This is a genomic window from Luteococcus sediminum (genome assembly GCF_054783495.1).
On the sequence record NZ_BAAGQL010000046.1, the window covers coordinates 26,689 to 46,455 of the forward strand.

A 19,767-nucleotide genomic window follows, 5' to 3' on the forward strand; every position below is an offset into this window, starting at 1 on the left:
GTGCCCTGATTCTAGGGGGGAGATGTCAGCCGCGTTCCTGTGCCGAAGCGAGCGCGCGAAGATCAGCCGTGGGAGCGTGCTGTTCGCGGATCGTGGTCTGGGTAGATCATAGTCGCCGGGTAGTCGAAGGCGTTCTTTCCGACGGGGAAGTAGAGCGCGGCCGTGACCACGATGCCGACGACCCATGAGATGTCGACCCCACCCAACTCCTTGGTCAGCGGTCCGGTGTAGAGCGCTTGGGCCATGAAGGGGATCTGCGCCGCGACCCCAATGAGGTAGACCGCGATCGTGGGCCAGTGCACTGCGCCGTAGCGTCCGCGGTCGGTGTAGAGGGCAGGGATGTCCACCTTGCTTCGCGCGTGGAAGTAGAAGTTGATCAGGTTGATCATGGACCACGGGATGAAGAAGAGCAGCAGCGAGAGCACGAAGTTCTTGAAAGCCTGGAGGAAGTCCGCGGAGGCCCACAGGGCGATGCCGGCGACGGCAATGTTGAAGGCGACGACGACCACGTTCCGGACGACGGGTGGGAAGTCATCGGTGCCGGTGAAGCCCGAGGCGGCGGTCGCGATGGCCATGACGCCGCCGTAGGCGCTCAGGGTGTTGGCCGTCAGTTTCCCAATGACGATCGTCACCAGCAGCAGGATGGTGAGTGCGCGGTTCGAGGCAAGCCCACCGATGTAGCCGACCTGGTTGTGGAGAAAGTCGTCCTGTCCGGCGGTGGCAATGAGGACACCCAGGATCATCGAGATCGATCCGCCCATGAGGGCGCCCATGAAACACGCCAAACCAGGCGTGCTTCAGATTTGTGTCCCGGGGTAGGTAGCGGGAATAGTCACCGGAATAGGGTGCGAATGTGAGGTGCCATCCTGCGCCCAGGGAGATGGCGAGGATGAAGGGGACAAGTTCGAAGGCGGAGCTGGCCAGCTCGTCGGTGAATGAGTGGGTCTGGAACAGACGAATCGCGGCGTAGGCCAGTCCGACGATTCCGACGACCGACGAGAAGCGCCTCAAGCCGTGGATGACCCGGTACCCGAACAGCGATATCACACCGGTGATGGTGGCGAAGATCGCAATCCCAATCCATCGCTCGGGCCGACCCAGGATGGTGTTGATCGCCTGTCCTGACAGCACGGTGCCGGTCGCTCCAAATCCGAGGCAGAGGATCAGGACCAGCACCAAGGGCAGAGCGGCCCCATGGACACCGAACTGGGCGCGCGAGCCGATCATCTGCGGCAGGCCCAGGACTGGCCCCTGCACCGAGTGCAGGGCCATGATGCCGGCACCGATCACCTGGCCGATGAGCACGCCGATGATGGCCCACAGCGCATCTGCTCCGAACACGACGGCCAGGGCGCCATTGACGATGGCGGTGATCTGCAGGTTGGCGCCGAACCACAGCGTGAACTGGCTGAAAGGCTTCCCGTGACGCTCTGAGTCCGGGACCATCTCGATCGAACGCTTCTCGACGCCGTGCGGCGCGGATCCAGCGGCGTCGAAGCTCGGTGCGGGGACAGTTCCAGGTGGGGCGGAGGTCATCGGAGTCTCCTTCTGCGTGCAACGTCGCGCGCTGAGGTGTCGAATGAGAGGCCACCGTCGTGTGGACGTGGGCACGGCCCCGGGATGGGGCGGGGTCCGGGCGGTGCCACTGTGCATCCGCCAGAGCGAGCTGTTGTGCAACCGGTATATCAGACGCATACTGAGTAATGGAAGAGTTGACCGGCGCAACGAGGCGCCCCGCGCTCGTGGCGATGCACCCGCACTGGAGGACCTGTCGTGAAGTACAACCCGCCCACAGAGAAGAATCCCCTGCCGTATTCGCCGTTCAAGGCGTGCACGGTGCCCCGGCCAATCGGATGGCTCTCCAGCATCAGTCCCGACGGAGTCGAGAACCTGGCCCCCTACAGCCAGTGGCAGAACCTCACCTTCGATCCACCAATGGTCATGTTCGCAGCCAATGGGTACCCCGACGGCCGTCGCAAGGACACGGTCATCAACGCGGAGAAGACTGGCTGGTTCGTCTGGAACATGGCCACCTGGGATCTTCGTGAGGCAGTGAACATTTCCGCCATGGCGCTGCCGCCGGAAGAGAGCGAGTTCGAGAAGGCCGGCCTGCGCAGAGCTTACGCCGATCTCTCCGGAACCCCGATGGTCGCTGACAGTCCCGCACACTTCGAGTGCAAGTTCATGTCCACGCACCGGCTCGTGGGAAATTCCAATGTCGGCACCATCGACGTCGTCTACGCCTCCGTTGAGCGCATCCACGTCAATGACGATTATCTGACCCCCGACGGCAAGCTTGACTACGCCAGGATCCAGCCCATTGCGCGCATGGGTTACTACGACTACACGGTGGTCAAGGACACTTTCGAGATGCGCATCCCCGGGGCTTCAGGCATCGCTGCAGACGGTTTGGAGGGGGCGCCCAGCTGAGGTGAGGCCCATCCACAGGGTCAGAGGTCAACGCCTTTCACGATCTCCTCGGCAACCTCAGCAGGGCACTCCTCCGGCAGCCAGTGGCTGGCATCGAGCTCGACGAAGCGGTAGTCGGCGGTGACGTGGTTGGCGGTGCCCTCGGCGGCGTCGCGGCCGAGGGCGACGTCGCGGGATCCCCAGATGTAGGTGGTGGGGACGGTCGAGTCGCCAACGGTGCCGAGGCTGTTGCGCGCGCCGTGAAGCGGGTTCAGGGCGCGGTACCAGTTGATCGGCCCCCGCAGGCTGTCCGGCGTGCGGAATCGTTCGGCATAACGGCGCGCCTCGGGTCCGGACAGGCCCGCCTTCGCCATGAACCGGGTGAAGTTGCGGCTGAGCAGGACCTCAGGCAGGCGCGGCACCTGGAAAGCGGCCATGTACCAGCTGCGCCGGGCCTGGTCGCCGGCGCGGAAGGCGCGGCTCATCGCGGCAGGGTGCGGGGTACTGAGAACGGTCAACGAAGCGAGGCGCTCGGGTGCGGTCGCCGCGAGGTGCCAGGCGACGCCACCGCCCCAGTCGTGCCCGACGAGGTGGAAACGGTCCAGGCCAGCCGCATCGGCGAGGGCGAGGACGTCGGCGGTCAGCTCGTCCAGGGCGTATTCGTTGATGCGCAGGGGCGTCGCCGAACGGTCGTAGCCGCGCTGGTCGAAGGTGAGGGTCCGCAACCCTGCATCGTTGAGCGCCGGGAGCACCTTCCTCCACGACGACCGGTCCTGCGGGAAGCCGTGCAGCAGGACCACCGGCGGGCCTTCGAGCGGACCTTGGTCGGTGACGTGGAAGGTGAGCCCGTCGCGGGTGAACTGGGCCAGGCGGGTGGAGGTCATGCAGCCATTGTGAACCGGCGGTCTGCCCCATGGCTAGGTGGCCCTCCCGCACCCCATGCGCGACCATGGCCTGAGTCCGCCCCAAGCCCACAGGAGATCCCGTGTTCCACCGAGCCAGTTTCGAGCCCCGGCATGCCATCGTCACCGGATCCAGCTCTGGCATCGGCCGGGCCAGTGCGCTGGCCCTGGCCCGGGCGGGGCTCGACGTCGCCATCACCTGGCATGACAACGAGCAGGGAGCCCTGGACGTGGCGCGTGAAGTGGAGGCGCTGGGCCGCCGGGCCGTGGTCAGGCAGCTCGACACCAGTGAGTTCGACCGCGCCGGGGGCATCGTCACCGAGCTGATCGACGAGCTGGGCGGGTGTGACGTCTTCGTCGCCAATGCCGGCATGGGCGCCGGAGACCGTTTCGTCGACACCACGGCCGAGGACTGGCGCGCCACCATGTCGACCAACCTCGACGGCACCTTCGTCACCCTGCAGGCCGCAGCCCGCCACATGGTCGCGGCCGGCCGCGGTGGCCGGCTCATCGCGGTCACCAGCGTCCACGAGCACCTGCCCAGCATCGGCGGTGCCTGCTACTCCACCTCCAAGCACGCCATCGGCGGCCTGGTGAAGACCATCGCGATGGAGCTGGCCCATCTGGGGATCACCGCCAACTGCGTCGCTCCCGGCCAGATCGCGACGCCGATGAACGACATGGAGGGCGTCGACGTCGAGACCGTCGAACGCCCCGGCATCCCCGTCGGACGCCCCGGCGACCCAGAAGAGGTGGCCGCCCTGGTCGCCTTCCTCGCCTCACCCCAGGCCTCCTACATCACCGGCACCTCGCAGGTGGTCGATGGCGGGATCCTGCTGATGGGTCCGCAGGGCAGTGCGCACCTGGACCACCACGGCTGGCGCTGAGGACAGTCTGCAGCCGCGGGACGGCACGCACACGCTTGGAATGACGCAGGACGATGGTGCAGCGTGAACTGGTCTGATGACAAAGGGGTCGAGAAGGATCTGGTCGAGACGGTGGCCGCCTGGGTGGTCGGGTTGGTGCTGGTGGTCGGGTGCAGCGGTGGTTCTGGACAGCCGGCGCCTTCGAGGACGCAGAGCACGGTCCCGCCGGCTCCCGGTTGCGAGCAGTTCGCCCGACCCAAGCGAGGACCCACTCCACCTGGAGGCCGGGGCGGTCCACGAGGCATATTTCTGGGAGATGGAGAAGTTCGAGGCTGCAAGAATTCCGACGGATGAGCTCCCCAGAGAGGTCGAAAAGTACATTGGGGTCGCTCCAGTGCGCGACGGAGCGAACGAACGTGGTTGCACGGCTGCCGGTTGAGCAGATGCCGGACGGTCCGGTGTGCCCTGCCTGTGAGGAGCGCAAGCCTCGGGTGGCCGAGGTTCTCTCGATCTTCCGGCGGGGTGCCGATCATCCCGACTTCAGTTGAAGCCGAGAGCCTCCACTTCCGCGATCGCAGAGTCGGAGAGCGGCGCGTGGTGATCCACGAGGTCCTGCTGGGCCGCGCGTGGTGCCCGGGTTGCACGGGTGAAGTCGGCCTTCGTCCGTTCATGGCGGTCGATGTAGTCCAGAACGTCGCTCATGGTGCAACGGCGATGACTGCCAACCAAGTGGGACGCGAGCAGGCCTTCGGTCATGAGCTTGGTGACGAAGGGGCGGCTGACTTTGAGCAGGTTCGCGACCTGTGTCGTGGTCAGGTCCTTGTCAGTCGCAAAGACGGTGATGTCCTCTCCTCGTTCGGCGGCATCCAGGATGCCCTCGAAAGCGATCAACAGAGGGGATCCGTCTGGAAGGCCTGCGAGTGCGTTGCGAACGGTCGAGACTTCGGTCCTGTCGACCTCAACGCTGCGAAGTGTCGTCGCCATCATGCTCCCCCTCGCTGGTAACTGAAACATCTGTAACAGTTGAAACAAGTGAAACACGCTTTGGGTGGATCTGTCACATCTGCTCCTAGGCTGGCCCCATGCAGACCACCACTTTCGGCAACACCGGACTGACCGTCACCAAGCTCGGCCTGGGCGCCGGGCAGGTCGGCGCCAGCGACCTCGACGACACCGAGGCGGGCCGCGTCCTCAACCGCGTGCTCGACCTGGGAATCACGCTCATTGACACCGCCGACTGCTACGGGCTCTCTGAGGAGCGCATCGGCCGTCACCTGAAGCACCGCCGCGACGAGTACGTGCTGTCCAGCAAGTGCGGCCACGACGTTCCCGGCACCGAGGACTGGACCCCGGCCAACATCCGAGCCAGCGTCGAGCGGTCCCTCGAACGCCTGCAGACCGACCGCATCGACGTGCTGCACCTGCACTCGCCCGACAAGCAGTACCTGTCCGACGGCAGCCTCGCCGACACGCTCGACGAACTCGTCGCTGCCGGCAAGGTGCGCTTCGCCGCCTACTCCGGCGAGAACGACTCCTTGGTGGCTGCCATCGAGTCCGAACGCTTCGCCTCGATCGAGACCTCGGTGAACATCGCCGACCAGTGGAGCCTCCACCACGCCCTGCCGCTGGCCACCGAGCGTGGCCTGGGCGTCATCGCCAAGCGGCCGATCGCCAATGCCGCATGGAAGTACCAGGCTCGCCCCGACGGCGTCTACGGCGAGGTCTACTGGGACCGCCTGCAGGAGCTGCGCTACGACCTCGGCGACGATCCCCTGGAGACCGCGCTGCGCTTCAGCGTCTTCGCTCCCGGTGTCGACGTGGCGATCATGGGCACCTCCAAGATCAAGAACCTGGAGAAGGCCGCCGCCACCGTCGGGAAGGGTGCCCTGCCCGACGAACAGTTGGCGGCCATCGAGGATCGCTGGTGGCAGGTCGGGCAGGGCTACGACGGTCAGGTCTGAGTGCCGGGAAGGTCCCGTGCGACTCAGGCGACGGTGAACTCCTTGGTCACCCCGCGGTGCTGGCTGATCGTGCCATCCCAGCCGTTCTTCCAGTCGCTGGTCTGCACCAGGCGGTAGGTGCCGGGCCTCGTGCCACGACGGATCCGCCACGTGACGGTGCAGCGCGAGTAGGACGCCCCCTCGCGCTTCCACGTGTAGGAGGTGTCCCAGTCGTGGTCGTCCAGCACGTCCACCCAGCGTTCCCCATCACGACGCTGCACCGTCAGGAAGGTGCCCATGGTGCGCAGGTCGTTCTTGGGGTGCCCGCCGCGGAAGACCGCCGAGACGCTCTGCCCGGCCGTGTAGCTGGTCTCGGGCTGCACCGGGACGTGGCCGAATTGCTGGGCCGGCGGCTTGTCGTCGAGCACGACGCCGGGCCGTGACGGCGGCGTCGAACCGGACCTGCGGGGTGCGACGCCCGGGGTCGGCTGGCCGGTGCGAAGACCGGTGGCCAGGGCCTCGTACTCCTGCAGGAGGGCTCCGAGCTGGTGCGGGCCGAACTCGGTGGAGGCGCCCTCGTAGTGCTGCATCGCGTACTCCTCACGGGTGGCGGTGTAGCCCAGGTACTGGTTCGACAGGCCGGCGATGACGGCGGTGGTGACGCCTGTCCCGGTCAGCGCGTCGAGCACCACGCGACGGATCCGTCGCCCCGCCATCGTGGTGGCTTCGCCGGGGACCGTGACGATCGCCAGGCTGCCGATGCCCATCACCTGCACCTGCAGGGGCGCCCAACCCAGCTTGACCGTCGGCAGCAGGATGGCCTTCTCCGTCTGCGCAGGATCATGGGAGCCGAGGAAGTTGTTGGCGGTGGCGAAGGCCATCCGCACCAGCGATCCCGCGAAGGTGACGGGGCCGTCGGGTGCCGCGCTGCTCGGCGAGAAGGACCCCTGCGTCGTGCCCTCGTAGAGGCCAGGGATGTCCGACGGACCATTCTCGGCGCCGACGGCGAAGGACCAGCCACGGGCCGGCGGGGAAGCTTCTGCGCGGTGCCCCCGGCGAACTTCGCCCCGACGGTGTAGTCGGCGAAGTTGATCCAGCGGCCACGCACGTCGACCGGTCCGGCCAGCTGGGTGCCCGGGGTGTCGAAGAGATCCTGGGCCTTGGCGAGCTGGCGGCTGCCGTCCACCTCGGCATTGGCGAACTTGTCGGAGCTGCCCTGGTATCCGGGGGAGGAGAAGGCATTGCCGTGGCTGCTGACCACGTCGCCCTCGTCGCACTGGGCGAAGGCGGCGATGAAGGGGCGACGGTCGGTGGGCCTCGAGCCCATCTGCTGCTCGAAGAAGTACTGGGCGTGGCCCTTGTTGTCACCGCTGATCTGGGTGAACTCCATGCTGGTGGGGTGGATGGCGAACCAGTTCAGCAGTCCGCGCGGCGTGCCGTTGGCGGCGGTGAAGTTGCACTGGTCGTAGCCGTATCCGGCGCCGTCATTCGAGGCGATCTGGTACAGCTTGTCGTGCGAGTGTCCGGCGCTGCCCACATGGGTGTGGGTGGCCGGGAGCAGGACGTTGTCGTCGGTGTAGAGCGAGCCGAAACGGCTTGCCAGCTTGGCGACGACGGCCATCTTCACCGACTGGAAGACGGCTCCGAGGTCGACGCTGACGAAGACGATGCGGGAACTGCCGTCGAGGCTGCCGAAGATGAAGGCGTGGGCGTAGAGCCGCTGGTGCAGCCCGTCCATCTCCTGGCCGGCGGCATAGCCGAAGGCTCCGGTCTGGGCGATGGCGCCGGTGATGTCATGGATGCCGGTGCCGATCAGGTGGCCCGGGCCTCTGCCACGCGGGCTGTGGGGGAATTGGTGACGAGGGTGGGGCCCGCCGCGACGGTGGCAGCCCCCGCTGCGACCGACTGCGTGAAGGCACGGCGAGACAGCATGGGCATGAGGATCCTCCGAGTCAGTTTTCGCCCGAGTGATGCCCGGCGACCCTAGCCGCCCCGGGGGGCGCGGTGACAGTCACGTATTCAGGGTGACTGAATCTTTGAACGTGGGGATCTCTGCCCTGGTTGGGGGTTCGGGATTTCTCGTCGCCGAGGCGCGATTCACACGCTTGGCATAACGCCCTGTGTCGGTGCATCGTGAACTGGTCCGATGTCCAAAGGGGGACGAGATGGGTGTTCGCGCAGTGGTGACCGGCGTGGCGGTCGGGTTGGTGTTGGTGACGGGATGCAGCGGTGGTCCTGAGCAGCCAGCCGCCACGGTGACGCCGAGCACGGTGCCGTCGACGCCGATGGCGAGCAGTTCGCCAGACCCGAGCCAGGACCCGCTCTACCTTGAGGCTGTGGGGGTCTACACGGCCTACTTCAAGGAGATGCAGAAGTTCGAGGCAGCGCAGTATCCGAGTGACACACTGCCCAAGGAGATGGACAAGTACATCACGGGATCGCACAAGAATGCAGTTCAGCAGGGCGTCGCTAAGAGTCGACTGGAGGGGATGGTCCCAGGTAAGGGGCAGTCTTCAACACTCCTAAAGGTTGCACCAAATCTTGGCGTGTCGAGGTATGGATCTGTTGCGAGTATCAGAATCTGTGTAGATTCGCGAGGCGTAGATGTCGTCGATCCTAGTACGCAGGAATTTAGGGGGCGGGGTGTTCTCGCCTACAAGGAGATATTCTTCCATCGAAAGGGTAGCCAGCTCCTAGCTTTCAATGTCCAAGCCAAGAAGGTCGAGGTGTGTCCCATATGAGACCGGGGACAGGGGTTGGTTTACTTCTAATTGCCCTCTTCGGGTCGATTGGTATCGGCGCATATTGCGAAGCCAGTGCGGATGAGGGGGACTTCTCTATTGATATGGGGTTCTCAGGTGTAGAGATCAACGCAACTAAGACTTCCACGGTGAGAACTGGATCCGATTCCTCGCGAAGCCGACGTCCGTCGGCGAGCCAAGGGCTGGGAACTGTCGCAAGCTCGCCCCGCGCATCGCAGCGACCAAGGGTCTTGGGCCCCACTTTCCTAATCCCTGTCCAAGGCGCTGGCGCCTCCGTGGCCGAGCTCAGCAACCGGATTGGCGCGCAATATGGCACCTCTTATGTCAATGAGGCGTGCGTCAGCGGCATTGGGGTGTGTGGTCTGGAGGAGCTTCCGGGCTACACCCCTCCGGTGGGACTTCCGTGGGCGCTGCCCGGTCAGGGGAAGCCGGCCGGTCCCGGGGCTGCGCAGCCACAGGCGCCGAGACAGCCTCAGGTGGACATCTACACGGTGGTCAGCCAAGCCGTCACCGACGTGCAGCTTCCCGAGCCGACGATTCACCTGGGGCCCGAGCCCAGCCAGAACGAGTGGAACATGCTCGCAGTGGGTCTTCCCGTGTGGTTTTGGACCGATGGGCCTGGGCAGATCGACAATTCGGTCACCCAGCAGGGGATCACCGTCCAACTGGTCGCCACGCCGGGCCCCACGGTGATCAGCACCGGCGATGGAACCACGGTCACCTGCACCACCAGTGAAGCCCGCCCCGACAGCGCCGATCCCATGGATGAATCTCCCTCCTGTGGTCACACGTGGACCACGGCGGGAACCCATGAGGTGACCGCGACCACCACGTGGAATGTTGCCTGGAGCGTCCTGGGTCAGTCGGGAGTGGTGCAGATGCCCCGCGAGGCCACCAGGTCCGTCGAGGTCGGTGAACTGGTCTCCGTCGTCACCCGGTGAGTCCCGCGACCCACCCAAAAGCCGTCCGACAAGGAAGAACTAGGCGCGCAGGGCTCTCGCCCCTAGTGTTTACCCATGACCAGCACGGGACCACATGGCGCCGAGCGCGGCGACACGTCCCGTCAGTGGCCGATCGGCGTCGCCGAACTACGAGTCCACCTGCGCCCCAAGTCGCGCATGCACCGTCTCTGGGGCGCCCTCAGCGCCGAAGCCCTCGTCGACGGGGAAACACTCCTGGTCGGGAGCTCGCACATGCGACGACTCGACGACGGAATCCACATCCTCTCCCACGGACGAGACGACATCGACGAATGTGCCGAGCGCGTCGTGGAAGCAGCCCGCGACTCCCGCATGAAGATCCTGGGATGGCAGGAATGCCTTCCCAGCAAGGCCCCCACGAACCGAATCAGCCGCTGACCCGCCCACTGCGCTTCTGGCGCTGGTAGTAGGCGCGCGAACGGTTGCGATCACCACACTCGCTGGAAACGCACCAGCGACGATTCCGTCGCGGTGAATGGTCCAGATAGACCCGGCCGCACCGCGCATCCTCGCACTGGTCCAGATGGTCGAGGTCATCACGCTGCAGGAAGCCCACCATCTGTCGCACCACCCGATGCCTCGGGGTCGCCAGGGTCAGGTCGCTGTCCACCCACTCCCAGGCATCCCCGGACGGACGCAACTCGCACCCCGCCACCGCCTCCCGATACAGATCCGCGATCCGTTGCGTGGCCGCGGGTTTGCGCTCGAAGAGCATGGCGTAGAAGTCATCCCGTGCGGCGGCGGTGCGCACCAGCTCGACCTGGGCTTCGACGGGGTCGAGATCACAGCTATGGCGAAGCGCAGAAACTTTATTGGCCGTGATGGTGTGGAAGGTCTGGGACCAGTCCAGCAGCGCCATGAAGTCGACCAGTCCGTCCTTGCGGCGACCTGGGTCGAAGCGCATTTCAACCGTGTTGATCAGATCCAGGGCGAGGTGCCCTCCGATGTCTGTCCAGTCCATTGTTACCCCCAAGGGTGAGTCCATCATCACCAGCGATGATCTGACAAATCATCACAGGCAAAACGCCCAAATACTCCGAGAAGCAGCATGAGGGGCTTGTTGGCTACACGACCGGTGTTCAGCGAGCATGCGTGGAAGGGATGAATTTTTCATGACAAAAAGCAGGATCACCCATGGTGTCAGGAATAGGTTCAGGTGTCCGCTGAGCTCCACGGGACTGGCGGGCGCCACGTCCTGCTGCTCACTGACGATCCCTGCCCGGATCTCAAACTGGCAGCTTCAGTCAGTGACTGAGGAAGAAGGGCCCGGCCGGGGATTGGGTTTCAGGGGGAGTCCTGCTCAGGCGGGTAGGTGATCTGCGTCCTCTCCACGACCGCGAAGCGGGTCAGCTTGTGGGGCGTCGCCTTGCCGAGCCCCATGATGTCGAGCACCTCGAAGCCGCGCACGAGCATCGCATCGCCCACCATGGAGCGGTGGCAGCGCCACGGCACGGCCTCAGCGCACATGATGGCCACGCAGTGCGCTCGTGCCAGCTCGGCGAGCTCCTCGACGGCCGTGGCGAACTCCGCCGTCTGCATGTAGTCGGCGTAGCCGCGGAATGACGCATTGCGCCAACCCATGTTGGGGGAGTTCCTCTGGGTCTTGCGCAGGCCGCCGAGCCCTTTCATGCGGCAGTAGTCGATGCCCAGGCCCGGTAGCTCGTCGGCCAGTACCCGCTCGGAGTACTGCGGGTTGTGGCGAGACCCGGGCACGGTGCGGATGTCGACCAGGTGCGTCACCTGGAAGGACTCCAGGAGGTCGACGAGCTCCTCGAGCGGTCGGGTGGAATGGCCGATGGTATGGATCATGGACATGGCCCGACCCTAGGCTGGGGCGTCCGAACAAGCCATGGTCACGAGAACGGGGGTCACGGATGAGCGACTGGAGCTGGCTCGAGGTCTCGGCCGAGGAGGCGGCGCTGCGCCTGCTGGGCTGTGAGCTGGTCCGTGAGTTGGACGGGCATCAGCTGCGGGCCCGGATCGTCGAGACCGAGGCCTATGACCAGGATGATCCCGCCAGCCACACGCACCATGGCCGCTCGGCGCGCAACGACGCCATGTTCATGGCGGCCGGGCATGCCTACGTCTATCTCATCCACGGTATTCACCACTGCATGAATGTCGTGTGCGGATTCGAGGGGCATGGCAGTGGCGTTCTGATCCGCGCCGTCGAGCCCATCACCGGCCTCGACGTGATGCAGCAGCGGCGTGGTCGTGGCGGCTTCGAGCTCACCAATGGCCCGGGGAAGTTGTGCAAGGCGATGGACATCACCTTGCCCATGCGCGGACATGACCTCGACGAACCGCCATTGACCCTTGTCAGACGCGATCCCGTGAAAAGGGAAGATGTCGTCATGTCGACACGTATCGGCATCAGCAAGAATGTCGACGCGGTGCGTCGGTTCTACCTGCGCGGCAATCCGTGGGTCTCCAAGCCCTGGGTGCGCGAGATTTGAGGGCCCATGTCACTCCTGGCCGGAAACCATCCTGGCGCGTCGGATGAGGTCGGCCTGCAGGGGAAGTCGGGCCAGGGAGATCACGCGCACGGGAAGGGATGCCTCGCGCGAGTCCTTGGCCATCTTGAGGTTGCCGGGGAAGACGCCGACGAACAGTGCCTGCGCCGCAAGTCCGCCAAGGCGACGGGTCGACGGCACTGCCAGCAGGGTGCCGGTTGCGATCTCGGCGACGCCCGAGGCCAAGGTCCAGAAGCGGGGGCTGCCCGGCAGCTTGGACGGGATCAATCCGTCGAAGGGTTCCGGCTTGACGAAGTGCAGTAGCCCCATGCACAGGCACAGGCCGCTGAGGAGGTGGGCATTGCGGGTAGCGTCATCACTCATGCCGCGAGCTTAGCCAGCGGGGGACGGGCCTAGCCAGCAGGAAATCGGGGCCCCCGCCCCAAGCGGATCGGTCCGCCCGGATCCTGGGCCTCCACGACGATCCCCTTGCGCGTGGAGACGACGCGCCCGTCCCGTCCCAGGAGCGAGGCCGCCTCGCGTACCCGCGGCATCAGCTCGCGCCATTGCTCGCCGTGCTGCCGCGCCACCTCGGACGGGCAGATGGTGGCATCGGGGCGGCGCCGCTGCAGGAGCTCGAGGATCTCCTGCGCCAGCTGGGCATTCGAGGGTCGGGACAGTGACATGCGGCCTCCTGTGGTCGTGGCCTCCAGTCTGCCTGCACGCTAGCTTTGTGTGCCATGCGACTATGGAGCCTGGACCCCGCCCTGCTCGACCGGGCCGCACTGGTGGCGGGATGGCGTGAGGGCCTGCTTGCCCAGAAGGTGCTGGCCGGTCAGACCAAGGGCTATCGCAACCATCCCCAGCTGGACCGTTTCAAGATCACCAGTGATCCCTGCCTGGCCATTGGTGCGTGGCTGCAGGGGCTCGCACAGGAGGCGGATGCCCGCGGCTACCACTTCGACCATTCCAAGATCAATTGCGCTGGTCCTGCCATCAGGATTGACGTCACCCGTGGTCAGCTCAACTTCGAGATGGAGCACCTGCGCGCCAAGGTGGCTGCGCGCCAACCCGACTGGCTCCCGCGGCTCGGTGCGGTCGAAGCCCATCCGATCTTCACCGTCGTCGACGGCGGGATCGAGGACTGGGAGCGTCCTTGAGGACCTGACGGGCGCTTCCAAGATCAACCGTGGTCGTCGGATCAAGCCACCCGTCAGGGCGATGACGGGCCGCGGACGGATGGCTATCGTGGAAGGCAGAGGCAAACCCGACGGGGAGCAGCCCCACAGCGGAGGAGAGACCATGTTCGAGCGAGCAGACAGCCCCCTGAGCCCCCTGATGGTCCGACTGGAGCAGTCACCGGTCTTGGACCGTGCCGTCGACGCCGCCCAGCCCCTGATGGAGGCCATCTCCGGCAACCCGACCGTCAAGCACACCCTGCAGGGCCGTTGGGCCGGTCACGCCCTGCACCCGATCGCCGTGCAGGTGCCGCTGGGCACCTGGATGAGCGCCCTGCTGGTCGACCTCAGCGGCACTGACCCCGAGGGAGCTTCCGCGCAGGTACTGACGGCCGTCGGCATCGCGAGCGCGGTGCCGGCCGCGATCACCGGCTGGGCCGAACTGGCCGATGCCGACCGTCCCCGCCAGCGTGTGGGCGTGGTGCACGCCGGCGCCAATGTCATCGGGCTGGGCCTGCAGGGCTTGGCGATGGTGCAGCGCAGCCGAGGCAGCAAGGTGCTTGCCCTGGCCACCTCGGGCGCCTCGATGGGCATCCTCGCCGCCGCCGGCTACCTGGGAGGGCACCTCGCAGTGTCCCGAGGAGTGGGCAGCAAGGACCAGCTCTTCGAGGACGAGGCAGCCGAGGCCACGGTCCAGGCGCGACCCCAGGCCTGACGTCCCCAGGCCATCCATGGTCAGTCTCGACACCAGCCGCGAGCCGGTGCACTTCCGGTTCGCATCCACACCCCGGGCCTGGCGACTGGGCGGCGCGGCGCTGCTAGTCGTGCCGCTCGGTGTGGTGGCCGCCTCGACGCACCACACCGTCCACTGGTGGGGATGGCTGTCGGCGCTGGTCGGCCTCGACGGTGGAGCGCTTGGTGGCCATGGTGCCGACGGGCAACACCGTGCTCGACCTGGGCACCGAGTACATGCCTCTGCCGGTGGCGGACCTGTGGTTGGGCACCGGCTACCCGACCGCGCAGGTCATCGCTCCGTGAATCATCCGACACGGTGGCGGCCGGGGCAGGGCCCGCGACCAGGACGTCGTCAAAGGCTCCTGGATCGTGAACATCGGCCGGGGCCTTCGTCGTCCCGCCGTGTGGAAGAGGCTGGCACTGGTGCTGCCCGTCCTGGCCCTGGCCGCGATGTGGCTCGGCGCCCTCTTCGGTCACGACAGCCCGCGCTTCGGGTCTGGCTGGGGCTTTGCGCTGGGCGGGCTCCTGGTCGGCGTGGAGAATGCCGGGAAGGAGCCCACCGTGACGACCGACTGGATCGCCCTCGACGTGGGCTGAGCCTGGTCGGGAACAAAATCCCTTCCCAGAGCGTTCTTGTAGGTATGACCACCACGCACGAGATTCCCAGCACCACCCGCGAGATCCACTTGGCCCGTCGCCCGCACGGCGCCCCCGTGCCCGAGGACTTCCGCCTGGTCGAGGTGCCTGTCCCGGAACTCGCCGAGGGACAGGTCCTCGTCGCCAACACCGTGATGTCGGTCGACCCCTACATGCGCGGCCGGATGAACGACGTGAAGTCCTACATTCCGCCCTTCCAGATCGACCAGCCCCTGGACGGCGGCGCCGTCGGCACCGTGATCAACTCGCGCCACGCCGACGTGCCCGTTGGCGCCAGCGTCGTCCATGCCCTCGGCTGGCGCGACCACGCCGTCGTCGACGGCTCCCAGGCGCGCGTCGTGGACACCGAGAACATCGACGAGGGCGCCTACCTTGGCGTGCTCGGCATGCCCGGCCTCACCGCCTACGCGGGCCTGCTCGTCGCAGGCGAGATGAAGCAGGGCGATGCCGTCTTCGTCTCCGGCGCCGCCGGTGCCGTCGGCTCCCTGGTGGGGCAGATTGCGAAGCTCTCCGGCGCCTCCCGCGTCATCGGCTCGGCCGGCACCCCCGAGAAGGTGGCCCGGCTGCGTGAGCTCGGCTTCGACGCCGCCTTCAACTACCGCGACGGATCGGTCACCGAGCAGCTCGCCGAAGCAGCCCCCGAGGGCATCGACGTCTACTTCGACAATGTCGGTGGTGACCACCTGGAGGCGGCCATCGCCAGCCTGAACACCGACGGCCGCGTCGCCATGTGCGGGGCGATCGCCCAGTACAACGCGACCGAACCGCCCGCCGCCCCCCGCAACCTGGCCCTGGCGATCGGCAAGCGGCTGACGCTGCGCGGCTTCGTGATCGCCAAGTACGCCGACCAGGTGCGTCCCGAGTTCCAGAAGACGATGGGTCAGTGGGTGGCCGAGGGCCGGATCAGCTGGGACGAGACCGTCCGCGAGGGTCTCGACAACGCCCCGCAGGCCTTCATCGACATGCTGGACGGCGCCAACACCGGCAAGATGCTCGTCCGCCTCTGATCCGACTCATTCTGCGTGGTACTGGAAGACCTCCGAGTTCGCGACGATGTGCCCCTCATTGGTGGTGCAGGTGACCGATCCGGTCGCCACCACCGTGCAGGTGGCGTCGTCGACGGTCAGTGACTGTCCGGCCAGCAACTCCTTGGCAGGCTTCTCCGCGATGAAGACCCCCTGGGTGGTGCAGCCGTCCTCGCTCGGCTCGCTGCCGTCGATCGCGACGTAGGGGGCACGGCTGTCGGGGTTGGTGCACTTGGGGCGATTCTTCACCAGGGCCGTGGACTGGCAGCCGGTCGCCGACTGGGTGATGCCGCAGCGCAGGGTGCCGCTGGTGAAGTAGTGGCCCTTTCCGGCGCCGCCCGTCGCGGCATAGGCGGACAGGTCCATCTGCGAGGCCGAGGGCTTGGGCGTGGTTGAGGCGGTGGACTTGCTGGAGGAGGCGATGGTCGTCGTCTGACTGGTGGTGGAGGAACTCGACTGCTCGGTGGTCGAGGAGAGGGGCGGGGTCGGGTCGGCGACATCGGACTTCTCCTGGCCACAACCGGTGAGCACGGCTGCCACGGCGAGCAGGGTGACGACAGTGCGGTTCGTCATCATGGGGTCCTCCTGGGTTCGGGGCGCCGGGTGAAGCGCCTTCATCTCTGGCTACGCGCCGGAGGGCGGAAAGGTTGCACCAGGAGGCGACTGTTTTCAGACGTGGACGACGAGCTGGCCCGGCTGTCCCATGGGAAGCGCGGCGGCGAGCATGCCGTCGGTGAACCAGGCGGCTCCACCGTGGGCCGCGCCCGCCCACTCGGGGGGACGTGGGCGTCTGGTCGGCGAGGCTGTTGACCCAGGCCATCCGGCGGCAGACGGACCCGGCCTGCGCCGCGTAGTCGGAGATCTCCCCTGACCATCGCTCGGGCGTGAAGTTCACGAAGACAGGCCACAGCAACAGGTCAGCGTCGAGCTGGGCGAAGCGCTCGGGCATGACCCACAGGTCGCCGCACAGGGCGATCGCGACTCGTTGCCCGCACAGCTCGAAACAGACGGGCTCGGTGCCGTCGACGTAGATGGACGTGTCCACCTCGCTTCCGCGCCAGCCGGGCGACATCCTCCGGTAGAGGCGAGGGTGGCGCCCTCGCGGTCCACGACGATGGCGCTGGAGTGCAGCACGTCGCCTGCCCGCTCGATGAACCCGAAGCCGATCGCGGTCCGGTGGCGTCGGGCCATTTCCCTGACCTGTGCGATCTCGGGGCCCGACTCCTCCCAACCCACCGCAAGGTCATGGCGTGGATCATCGGTGATGGCCTCGAAACCCTGGCCGAAGGCCTCCGCCGCGACCGCCAGGTCGACGGGCGGGGCCTCGCCCAGCGCCCGGTCGAGGCCGGCGAGGTTCTCGTCCTCGCGGCCCGCATTGCTCGGCAGCGGCAGGAGCAGCAATCGCATGGCATCAGGCTATGCGGAGGCCTGGCTCGGGGCGCCTGGGGTCGTCAGTCGGTCGTCCTCCGCATGGAGGAAGATGGGGCGCTGCTCACAGTGCACGTCGAGAAGTCACTGGGCACGTGCTGCATCGCGGGCCCAGTCAGCTTCCAGCGTGCGCAGTGCGGGCCGAACTTCGCCAGCCAGGTGTCGAGAAGCACCGAGGGGCGATGGTCGATCCGCTCCGTATTCGAGACAGCCCCGTCCGCTGCTACCTGTTCACAGTGGAGGCCTTCGGCTGGAGGCTCACCCCACGTCCCGGGCAACCTTGCCGGCTACTCGACCAGCGACATGAGATCGAGTGTGTCTCAGCCTGTCGAAGGCTCCGCCCCTGGCAGGTAGCCTCCGTGATGCGTCACGAAATGCTGGAAGTCTCGCTGCAGCACCGCGCCCAACCGTTCAGCGAATGGACGTAGCGGGGCCGCCAGTGCCTCGACCGTCGAAGGGGCGGGCAGCTGGGCACGTCAGAACCTTCCGTCCAGACCAAGAGGACTCGACCACCGCCGGCCTGCTCGTCCTTCCGGACAGTGATGTCGTGGCAAGCCCCACCAGAGTTCCTCCACACGGGAGAACCGGCGAACGGACGTTCCGGTGTTGCCGCGCTGCAGTGCCACATCGCATGGCGCGGGGCGGCATTGGGCTCGCCCATTCCGACCTCATGCATGGGCCCTTCAAGGACGGCCAACACCGCATCCGCCCATTGGTCGTCGGTCAACCCGTCGCTCACCATTCCACACCTCCCTGTTGGACTCCGGGATGCCAGCCAGCCCAGACACCCCGATGATCCGAAGATCACCCACATCTCAAGCAGAAGAGGATGCTCACGCACTCCACGGGCCTGGCCACAGGCGGGTTGGAAAGCTGAGGGAACCTACGGATTGTTGCCCGCGGGAATCGCATCAGGGCAAGATTGCCGCCCGCTCGAGCGCGGCAGAAGTGCGCCTTCGGGTGGATCAGGACGCCGCGGCGAGCTTGCGGGTGACGTACTGGTTCAGACTGAGGTGCTGTTCGGCCGCCTCGATCGCCAGGCGACGGTGCAGGTCCTCGCCCAACCGGAGCTGGAACTTGCCCGAGTAGTGCCGCGTCGACAACGGCTCAGGCACGTCCTCGCCCCTTTCGCGAAGGTCGGCGACCACCTCGTCCACCAGTTCCCGCAAGCCGGTCAGGGCCGATTCCGGAGTCTCGGCCAGCCACGACAGGGAGGGGAACTCGACACAGGTGGCGACGAACTCGTCGTCCTCGACCGACCAGGTGACGCGGAAGCTGTAGCGCGCGGTGTCGATCATCGTGGTGCTCATCGGTTCGCCTCCAACTTCTCGATGGCCTGCAGTACCTGCTTGACCTGGTAGGCCTTGGCCTTGCCGTGATCATTCTGGATGTTGACCCGAGGATCCCCGGGCCAGGGTGTCTTGTAGACGGCGTGGGAGCCGCCGCTGGTGCGGGGTGGTCCGAAGTGGTGTTCACAGACCTTGGCCAGTTCGGCGTAGCCGATGTTGCGGGGATTGGCTCGCATCTCGACGAGGATCTTCGCAACACTGGGCATGGCGTCATGGTACCGCCAATGGTACCAATCTGTATGGCTCGCCAACGTCTGCCTGTCGGCGGAAGAGGATGCTCACGCACCCCTGAGGCCACGGGATGAGCTCCCAAGCTGCTCCCTCTGCAAGGATCCGACTGCCTCGTGAAGAATTCGCTGCCGCTGGTCTGACGGCGTTGTGACAGTGACTTGGCAGCACTGTCACCACCCGGGCAGTAGCGGAGTGCGAGTCGATCAGCACGTCCTTGTTCCTGGCTCTGCCCAACCTGGTCCGTGGTCATGCTCTGCGGCGCATGGCTCTCAGGCACTCCACATTCAGAGTATTGAGGCCCATGTTCAGTCTTCGCTGCATCTCGACAGATGTCGAGATGCAGTGCACTTTGAACGCGGCCACGCTCAGCACTTTGAACAGATCGGGTCTTCATCGGGTGCCGTTCAAAGTAGAAAGCTGAGAGATTCTTATCTTCAGGACGGGTGGCGACGGGCGCAGGTGGCGCTCCAGCTGAGGCGCATGACATCACTCTCACGCCGATTACAGGACGGTCGGCCTTGCTCGCTGTCAAACTTGGCCATGCGCAACACGTACCGGCAACGGGGTGCTCTCCAAAACCACCCCAACCGATGACTCATGGAGGTCGACATGACTGGCACAGTGCTGCTCGAGGAGTTCCACGACGACGGGGCGAAGGCGGGCGTCCTCATCCGCAAGTTCGTGGGCCAGGACCTCGACTCCATCATGACCGTCCGCTGTGGCGACCACTTGCTCCGACTGGTGCAGCACACAGAGTTCGCTGGCCCGACCCCTGCGTGTCAGGGTGAGTTGAGACCAGTGGTTCATAGCAAGTCCGCCTCCGCAGGGCGAGATCAGGAACGACCCCGATGA

Annotated in this window: 23 protein-coding genes and 2 pseudogenes; 11 read left to right on the top strand and 14 right to left on the bottom strand. The window is 66.2% G+C overall.

The genetic code is table 11. The features are described 5' to 3' along the window. Positions 1-62: 62 nt before the first annotated feature. Positions 63-1,536: pseudogene (locus tag ACYVKA_RS14430) on the bottom strand (purine-cytosine permease family protein). Between the two features lie 237 nt (positions 1,537-1,773). Between ACYVKA_RS14430 and ACYVKA_RS14435 the strand changes: the two are divergent. Next, entirely contained in the window at positions 1,774-2,430 is a 657-nt protein-coding gene (locus tag ACYVKA_RS14435; protein ID WP_460706472.1) for a flavin reductase family protein, read from the top strand. A gap of 20 nt (positions 2,431-2,450) precedes the next feature. On the opposite strand, the gene ACYVKA_RS14440 is transcribed toward ACYVKA_RS14435, so the two are convergent. Continuing rightward, positions 2,451-3,293: an alpha/beta fold hydrolase gene (locus tag ACYVKA_RS14440; RefSeq protein WP_460706474.1), complete on the bottom strand. Its 843-nt coding sequence runs from the start codon at positions 3,291-3,293 to the stop codon at positions 2,451-2,453. A 101-nt stretch (positions 3,294-3,394) separates the two neighbouring features. On the opposite strand from ACYVKA_RS14440, the gene ACYVKA_RS14445 reads away from it, so the two are divergent. Beyond that, entirely contained in the window at positions 3,395-4,198 is an 804-nt protein-coding gene (locus tag ACYVKA_RS14445; RefSeq protein WP_460706476.1) for an SDR family oxidoreductase, read from the top strand. Between the two features lie 519 nt (positions 4,199-4,717). On the opposite strand, the gene ACYVKA_RS14450 is transcribed toward ACYVKA_RS14445, so the two are convergent. After that, entirely contained in the window at positions 4,718-5,164 is a 447-nt protein-coding gene (locus ACYVKA_RS14450; protein WP_460706478.1) for a helix-turn-helix domain-containing protein, read from the bottom strand. Between the two features lie 95 nt (positions 5,165-5,259). Here ACYVKA_RS14450 and ACYVKA_RS14455 point away from each other — a divergent pair, with 95 nt between their 5' ends. Next, positions 5,260-6,138 carry an aldo/keto reductase gene (locus ACYVKA_RS14455; RefSeq protein WP_460706480.1) on the top strand — a complete coding sequence of 293 codons (879 nt, stop codon included), beginning with the start codon at positions 5,260-5,262 and terminating at the stop codon, positions 6,136-6,138. Between the two features lie 23 nt (positions 6,139-6,161). On the opposite strand, the gene ACYVKA_RS14460 is transcribed toward ACYVKA_RS14455, so the two are convergent. The 3 genes and pseudogenes from ACYVKA_RS14460 to ACYVKA_RS14470 form a co-directional block, all read right to left on the bottom strand. Beyond that, positions 6,162-7,214, bottom strand: a complete 1,053-nt coding sequence (locus ACYVKA_RS14460; RefSeq protein ID WP_460706503.1) for a neutral/alkaline non-lysosomal ceramidase C-terminal domain-containing protein — start codon at positions 7,212-7,214, stop codon at positions 6,162-6,164. Continuing rightward, a pseudogene (locus tag ACYVKA_RS14465) lies at positions 7,184-7,933 on the bottom strand (neutral/alkaline non-lysosomal ceramidase N-terminal domain-containing protein); the annotation flags it as partial. The pseudogene ACYVKA_RS14465 and the gene ACYVKA_RS14460, both read right to left, overlap by 31 nt. Beyond that, entirely contained in the window at positions 7,930-8,055 is a 126-nt protein-coding gene (locus tag ACYVKA_RS14470) for a hypothetical protein (protein ID WP_460706507.1), read from the bottom strand. The gene ACYVKA_RS14470 and the pseudogene ACYVKA_RS14465, both read right to left, overlap by 4 nt. Before the next feature lie 227 nt (positions 8,056-8,282). On the opposite strand from ACYVKA_RS14470, the gene ACYVKA_RS14475 reads away from it, so the two are divergent. The 3 genes from ACYVKA_RS14475 to ACYVKA_RS14485 all read left to right on the top strand — a co-directional run bounded on the left by ACYVKA_RS14475 (position 8,283) and on the right by ACYVKA_RS14485 (position 10,237). Continuing rightward, the gene (locus tag ACYVKA_RS14475) at positions 8,283-8,858 is read left to right on the top strand and encodes a hypothetical protein (protein ID WP_460706482.1); all 576 of its coding nucleotides are present in this window, start codon (positions 8,283-8,285) and stop codon (positions 8,856-8,858) included. 497 nt (positions 8,859-9,355) lie between these two features. Further along, complete coding sequence (locus ACYVKA_RS14480) at positions 9,356-9,820, top strand: hypothetical protein (protein WP_460706484.1); 465 nt, start codon at positions 9,356-9,358, stop codon at positions 9,818-9,820. Between the two features lie 75 nt (positions 9,821-9,895). Further along, a complete protein-coding gene (locus tag ACYVKA_RS14485) occupies positions 9,896-10,237 on the top strand; it encodes a hypothetical protein (RefSeq protein ID WP_460706485.1) in 342 nt (113 codons plus the stop codon). Here the strand turns inward: ACYVKA_RS14485 and ACYVKA_RS14490 are convergent. Together ACYVKA_RS14490 and ACYVKA_RS14495 are read right to left on the bottom strand one after the other, a co-directional pair. Further along, positions 10,227-10,847 carry a CGNR zinc finger domain-containing protein gene (locus tag ACYVKA_RS14490; RefSeq protein ID WP_460706505.1) on the bottom strand — a complete coding sequence of 207 codons (621 nt, stop codon included), beginning with the start codon at positions 10,845-10,847 and terminating at the stop codon, positions 10,227-10,229. The two genes, ACYVKA_RS14485 and ACYVKA_RS14490, sit on opposite strands and share 11 nt — an antisense overlap. Positions 10,848-11,143: 296 nt before the next feature. Beyond that, on the bottom strand, positions 11,144-11,674 hold the full coding sequence (locus ACYVKA_RS14495) for a DUF488 domain-containing protein (protein WP_460706487.1): 531 nt from the start codon (positions 11,672-11,674) through the stop codon (positions 11,144-11,146). 59 nt (positions 11,675-11,733) lie between these two features. On the opposite strand from ACYVKA_RS14495, the gene ACYVKA_RS14500 reads away from it, so the two are divergent. After that, the gene (locus tag ACYVKA_RS14500) at positions 11,734-12,315 is read left to right on the top strand and encodes a DNA-3-methyladenine glycosylase (protein WP_460706489.1); all 582 of its coding nucleotides are present in this window, start codon (positions 11,734-11,736) and stop codon (positions 12,313-12,315) included. Between the two features lie 9 nt (positions 12,316-12,324). On the opposite strand, the gene ACYVKA_RS14505 is transcribed toward ACYVKA_RS14500, so the two are convergent. Beyond that, entirely contained in the window at positions 12,325-12,696 is a 372-nt protein-coding gene (locus ACYVKA_RS14505) for a DoxX family protein (RefSeq protein WP_394275472.1), read from the bottom strand. 29 nt (positions 12,697-12,725) lie between these two features. Further along, positions 12,726-12,998, bottom strand: coding sequence for a DUF3253 domain-containing protein (locus ACYVKA_RS14510; protein ID WP_460706491.1), 273 nt, complete (start codon positions 12,996-12,998; stop codon positions 12,726-12,728). A gap of 54 nt (positions 12,999-13,052) precedes the next feature. Between ACYVKA_RS14510 and ACYVKA_RS14515 the strand changes: the two genes are divergently transcribed. From ACYVKA_RS14515 to ACYVKA_RS14530, 4 genes are all read left to right on the top strand, one after another. Continuing rightward, positions 13,053-13,472 carry a pyrimidine dimer DNA glycosylase/endonuclease V gene (locus ACYVKA_RS14515; RefSeq protein WP_394275474.1) on the top strand — a complete coding sequence of 140 codons (420 nt, stop codon included), beginning with the start codon at positions 13,053-13,055 and terminating at the stop codon, positions 13,470-13,472. A 142-nt stretch (positions 13,473-13,614) separates the two neighbouring features. After that, positions 13,615-14,205, top strand: a complete 591-nt coding sequence (locus ACYVKA_RS14520) for a DUF2231 domain-containing protein (protein WP_460706493.1) — start codon at positions 13,615-13,617, stop codon at positions 14,203-14,205. 389 nt (positions 14,206-14,594) lie between these two features. After that, complete coding sequence (locus tag ACYVKA_RS14525) at positions 14,595-14,822, top strand: hypothetical protein (RefSeq protein ID WP_460706495.1); 228 nt, start codon at positions 14,595-14,597, stop codon at positions 14,820-14,822. 44 nt (positions 14,823-14,866) lie between these two features. After that, positions 14,867-15,889: an NADP-dependent oxidoreductase gene (locus ACYVKA_RS14530; RefSeq protein WP_394275477.1), complete on the top strand. Its 1,023-nt coding sequence runs from the start codon at positions 14,867-14,869 to the stop codon at positions 15,887-15,889. 6 nt (positions 15,890-15,895) lie between these two features. Here ACYVKA_RS14530 and ACYVKA_RS14535 read toward each other — a convergent pair whose 3' ends face one another. From ACYVKA_RS14535 to ACYVKA_RS14550, 4 genes are all read right to left on the bottom strand, one after another. Next, the gene (locus tag ACYVKA_RS14535) at positions 15,896-16,483 is read right to left on the bottom strand and encodes a hypothetical protein (RefSeq protein ID WP_460706497.1); all 588 of its coding nucleotides are present in this window, start codon (positions 16,481-16,483) and stop codon (positions 15,896-15,898) included. A 315-nt stretch (positions 16,484-16,798) separates the two neighbouring features. After that, on the bottom strand, positions 16,799-17,314 hold the full coding sequence (locus ACYVKA_RS14540) for a nitrilase-related carbon-nitrogen hydrolase (protein WP_460706499.1): 516 nt from the start codon (positions 17,312-17,314) through the stop codon (positions 16,799-16,801). A 986-nt stretch (positions 17,315-18,300) separates the two neighbouring features. Beyond that, positions 18,301-18,645, bottom strand: a complete 345-nt coding sequence (locus ACYVKA_RS14545; RefSeq protein ID WP_460706501.1) for a type II toxin-antitoxin system HicB family antitoxin — start codon at positions 18,643-18,645, stop codon at positions 18,301-18,303. Then, positions 18,642-18,860 carry a toxin HicA gene (locus ACYVKA_RS14550; protein WP_394275484.1) on the bottom strand — a complete coding sequence of 73 codons (219 nt, stop codon included), beginning with the start codon at positions 18,858-18,860 and terminating at the stop codon, positions 18,642-18,644. The genes ACYVKA_RS14545 and ACYVKA_RS14550 overlap by 4 nt, the downstream gene beginning before the upstream one ends. Positions 18,861-19,767 lie beyond the last annotated feature (907 nt).

What these genes read in the sequence shown, in the direction of transcription:
- ACYVKA_RS14440 (WP_460706474.1), bottom strand. Translation starts at nt 3,293, where the DNA reads ATGACCTCCACCCGCCTGGCCCAGTTCACCCGCGACGGGCTCACCTTC.
- ACYVKA_RS14450 (WP_460706478.1), bottom strand. Translation starts at nt 5,164, where the DNA reads ATGATGGCGACGACACTTCGCAGCGTTGAGGTCGACAGGACCGAAGTC.
- ACYVKA_RS14455 (WP_460706480.1), top strand. Translation starts at nt 5,260, where the DNA reads ATGCAGACCACCACTTTCGGCAACACCGGACTGACCGTCACCAAGCTC.
- ACYVKA_RS14470 (WP_460706507.1), bottom strand. Translation starts at nt 8,055, where the DNA reads ATGCCCATGCTGTCTCGCCGTGCCTTCACGCAGTCGGTCGCAGCGGGG.
- ACYVKA_RS14475 (WP_460706482.1), top strand. Translation starts at nt 8,283, where the DNA reads ATGGGTGTTCGCGCAGTGGTGACCGGCGTGGCGGTCGGGTTGGTGTTG.
- ACYVKA_RS14485 (WP_460706485.1), top strand. Translation starts at nt 9,896, where the DNA reads ATGACCAGCACGGGACCACATGGCGCCGAGCGCGGCGACACGTCCCGT.
- ACYVKA_RS14490 (WP_460706505.1), bottom strand. Translation starts at nt 10,847, where the DNA reads ATGATGGACTCACCCTTGGGGGTAACAATGGACTGGACAGACATCGGA.
- ACYVKA_RS14495 (WP_460706487.1), bottom strand. Translation starts at nt 11,674, where the DNA reads ATGTCCATGATCCATACCATCGGCCATTCCACCCGACCGCTCGAGGAG.
- ACYVKA_RS14500 (WP_460706489.1), top strand. Translation starts at nt 11,734, where the DNA reads ATGAGCGACTGGAGCTGGCTCGAGGTCTCGGCCGAGGAGGCGGCGCTG.
- ACYVKA_RS14505 (WP_394275472.1), bottom strand. Translation starts at nt 12,696, where the DNA reads ATGAGTGATGACGCTACCCGCAATGCCCACCTCCTCAGCGGCCTGTGC.
- ACYVKA_RS14510 (WP_460706491.1), bottom strand. Translation starts at nt 12,998, where the DNA reads ATGTCACTGTCCCGACCCTCGAATGCCCAGCTGGCGCAGGAGATCCTC.
- ACYVKA_RS14515 (WP_394275474.1), top strand. Translation starts at nt 13,053, where the DNA reads ATGCGACTATGGAGCCTGGACCCCGCCCTGCTCGACCGGGCCGCACTG.
- ACYVKA_RS14520 (WP_460706493.1), top strand. Translation starts at nt 13,615, where the DNA reads ATGTTCGAGCGAGCAGACAGCCCCCTGAGCCCCCTGATGGTCCGACTG.
- ACYVKA_RS14530 (WP_394275477.1), top strand. Translation starts at nt 14,867, where the DNA reads ATGACCACCACGCACGAGATTCCCAGCACCACCCGCGAGATCCACTTG.
- ACYVKA_RS14535 (WP_460706497.1), bottom strand. Translation starts at nt 16,483, where the DNA reads ATGATGACGAACCGCACTGTCGTCACCCTGCTCGCCGTGGCAGCCGTG.
- ACYVKA_RS14540 (WP_460706499.1), bottom strand. Translation starts at nt 17,314, where the DNA reads ATGCGATTGCTGCTCCTGCCGCTGCCGAGCAATGCGGGCCGCGAGGAC.
- ACYVKA_RS14545 (WP_460706501.1), bottom strand. Translation starts at nt 18,645, where the DNA reads ATGAGCACCACGATGATCGACACCGCGCGCTACAGCTTCCGCGTCACC.
- ACYVKA_RS14550 (WP_394275484.1), bottom strand. Translation starts at nt 18,860, where the DNA reads ATGCGAGCCAATCCCCGCAACATCGGCTACGCCGAACTGGCCAAGGTC.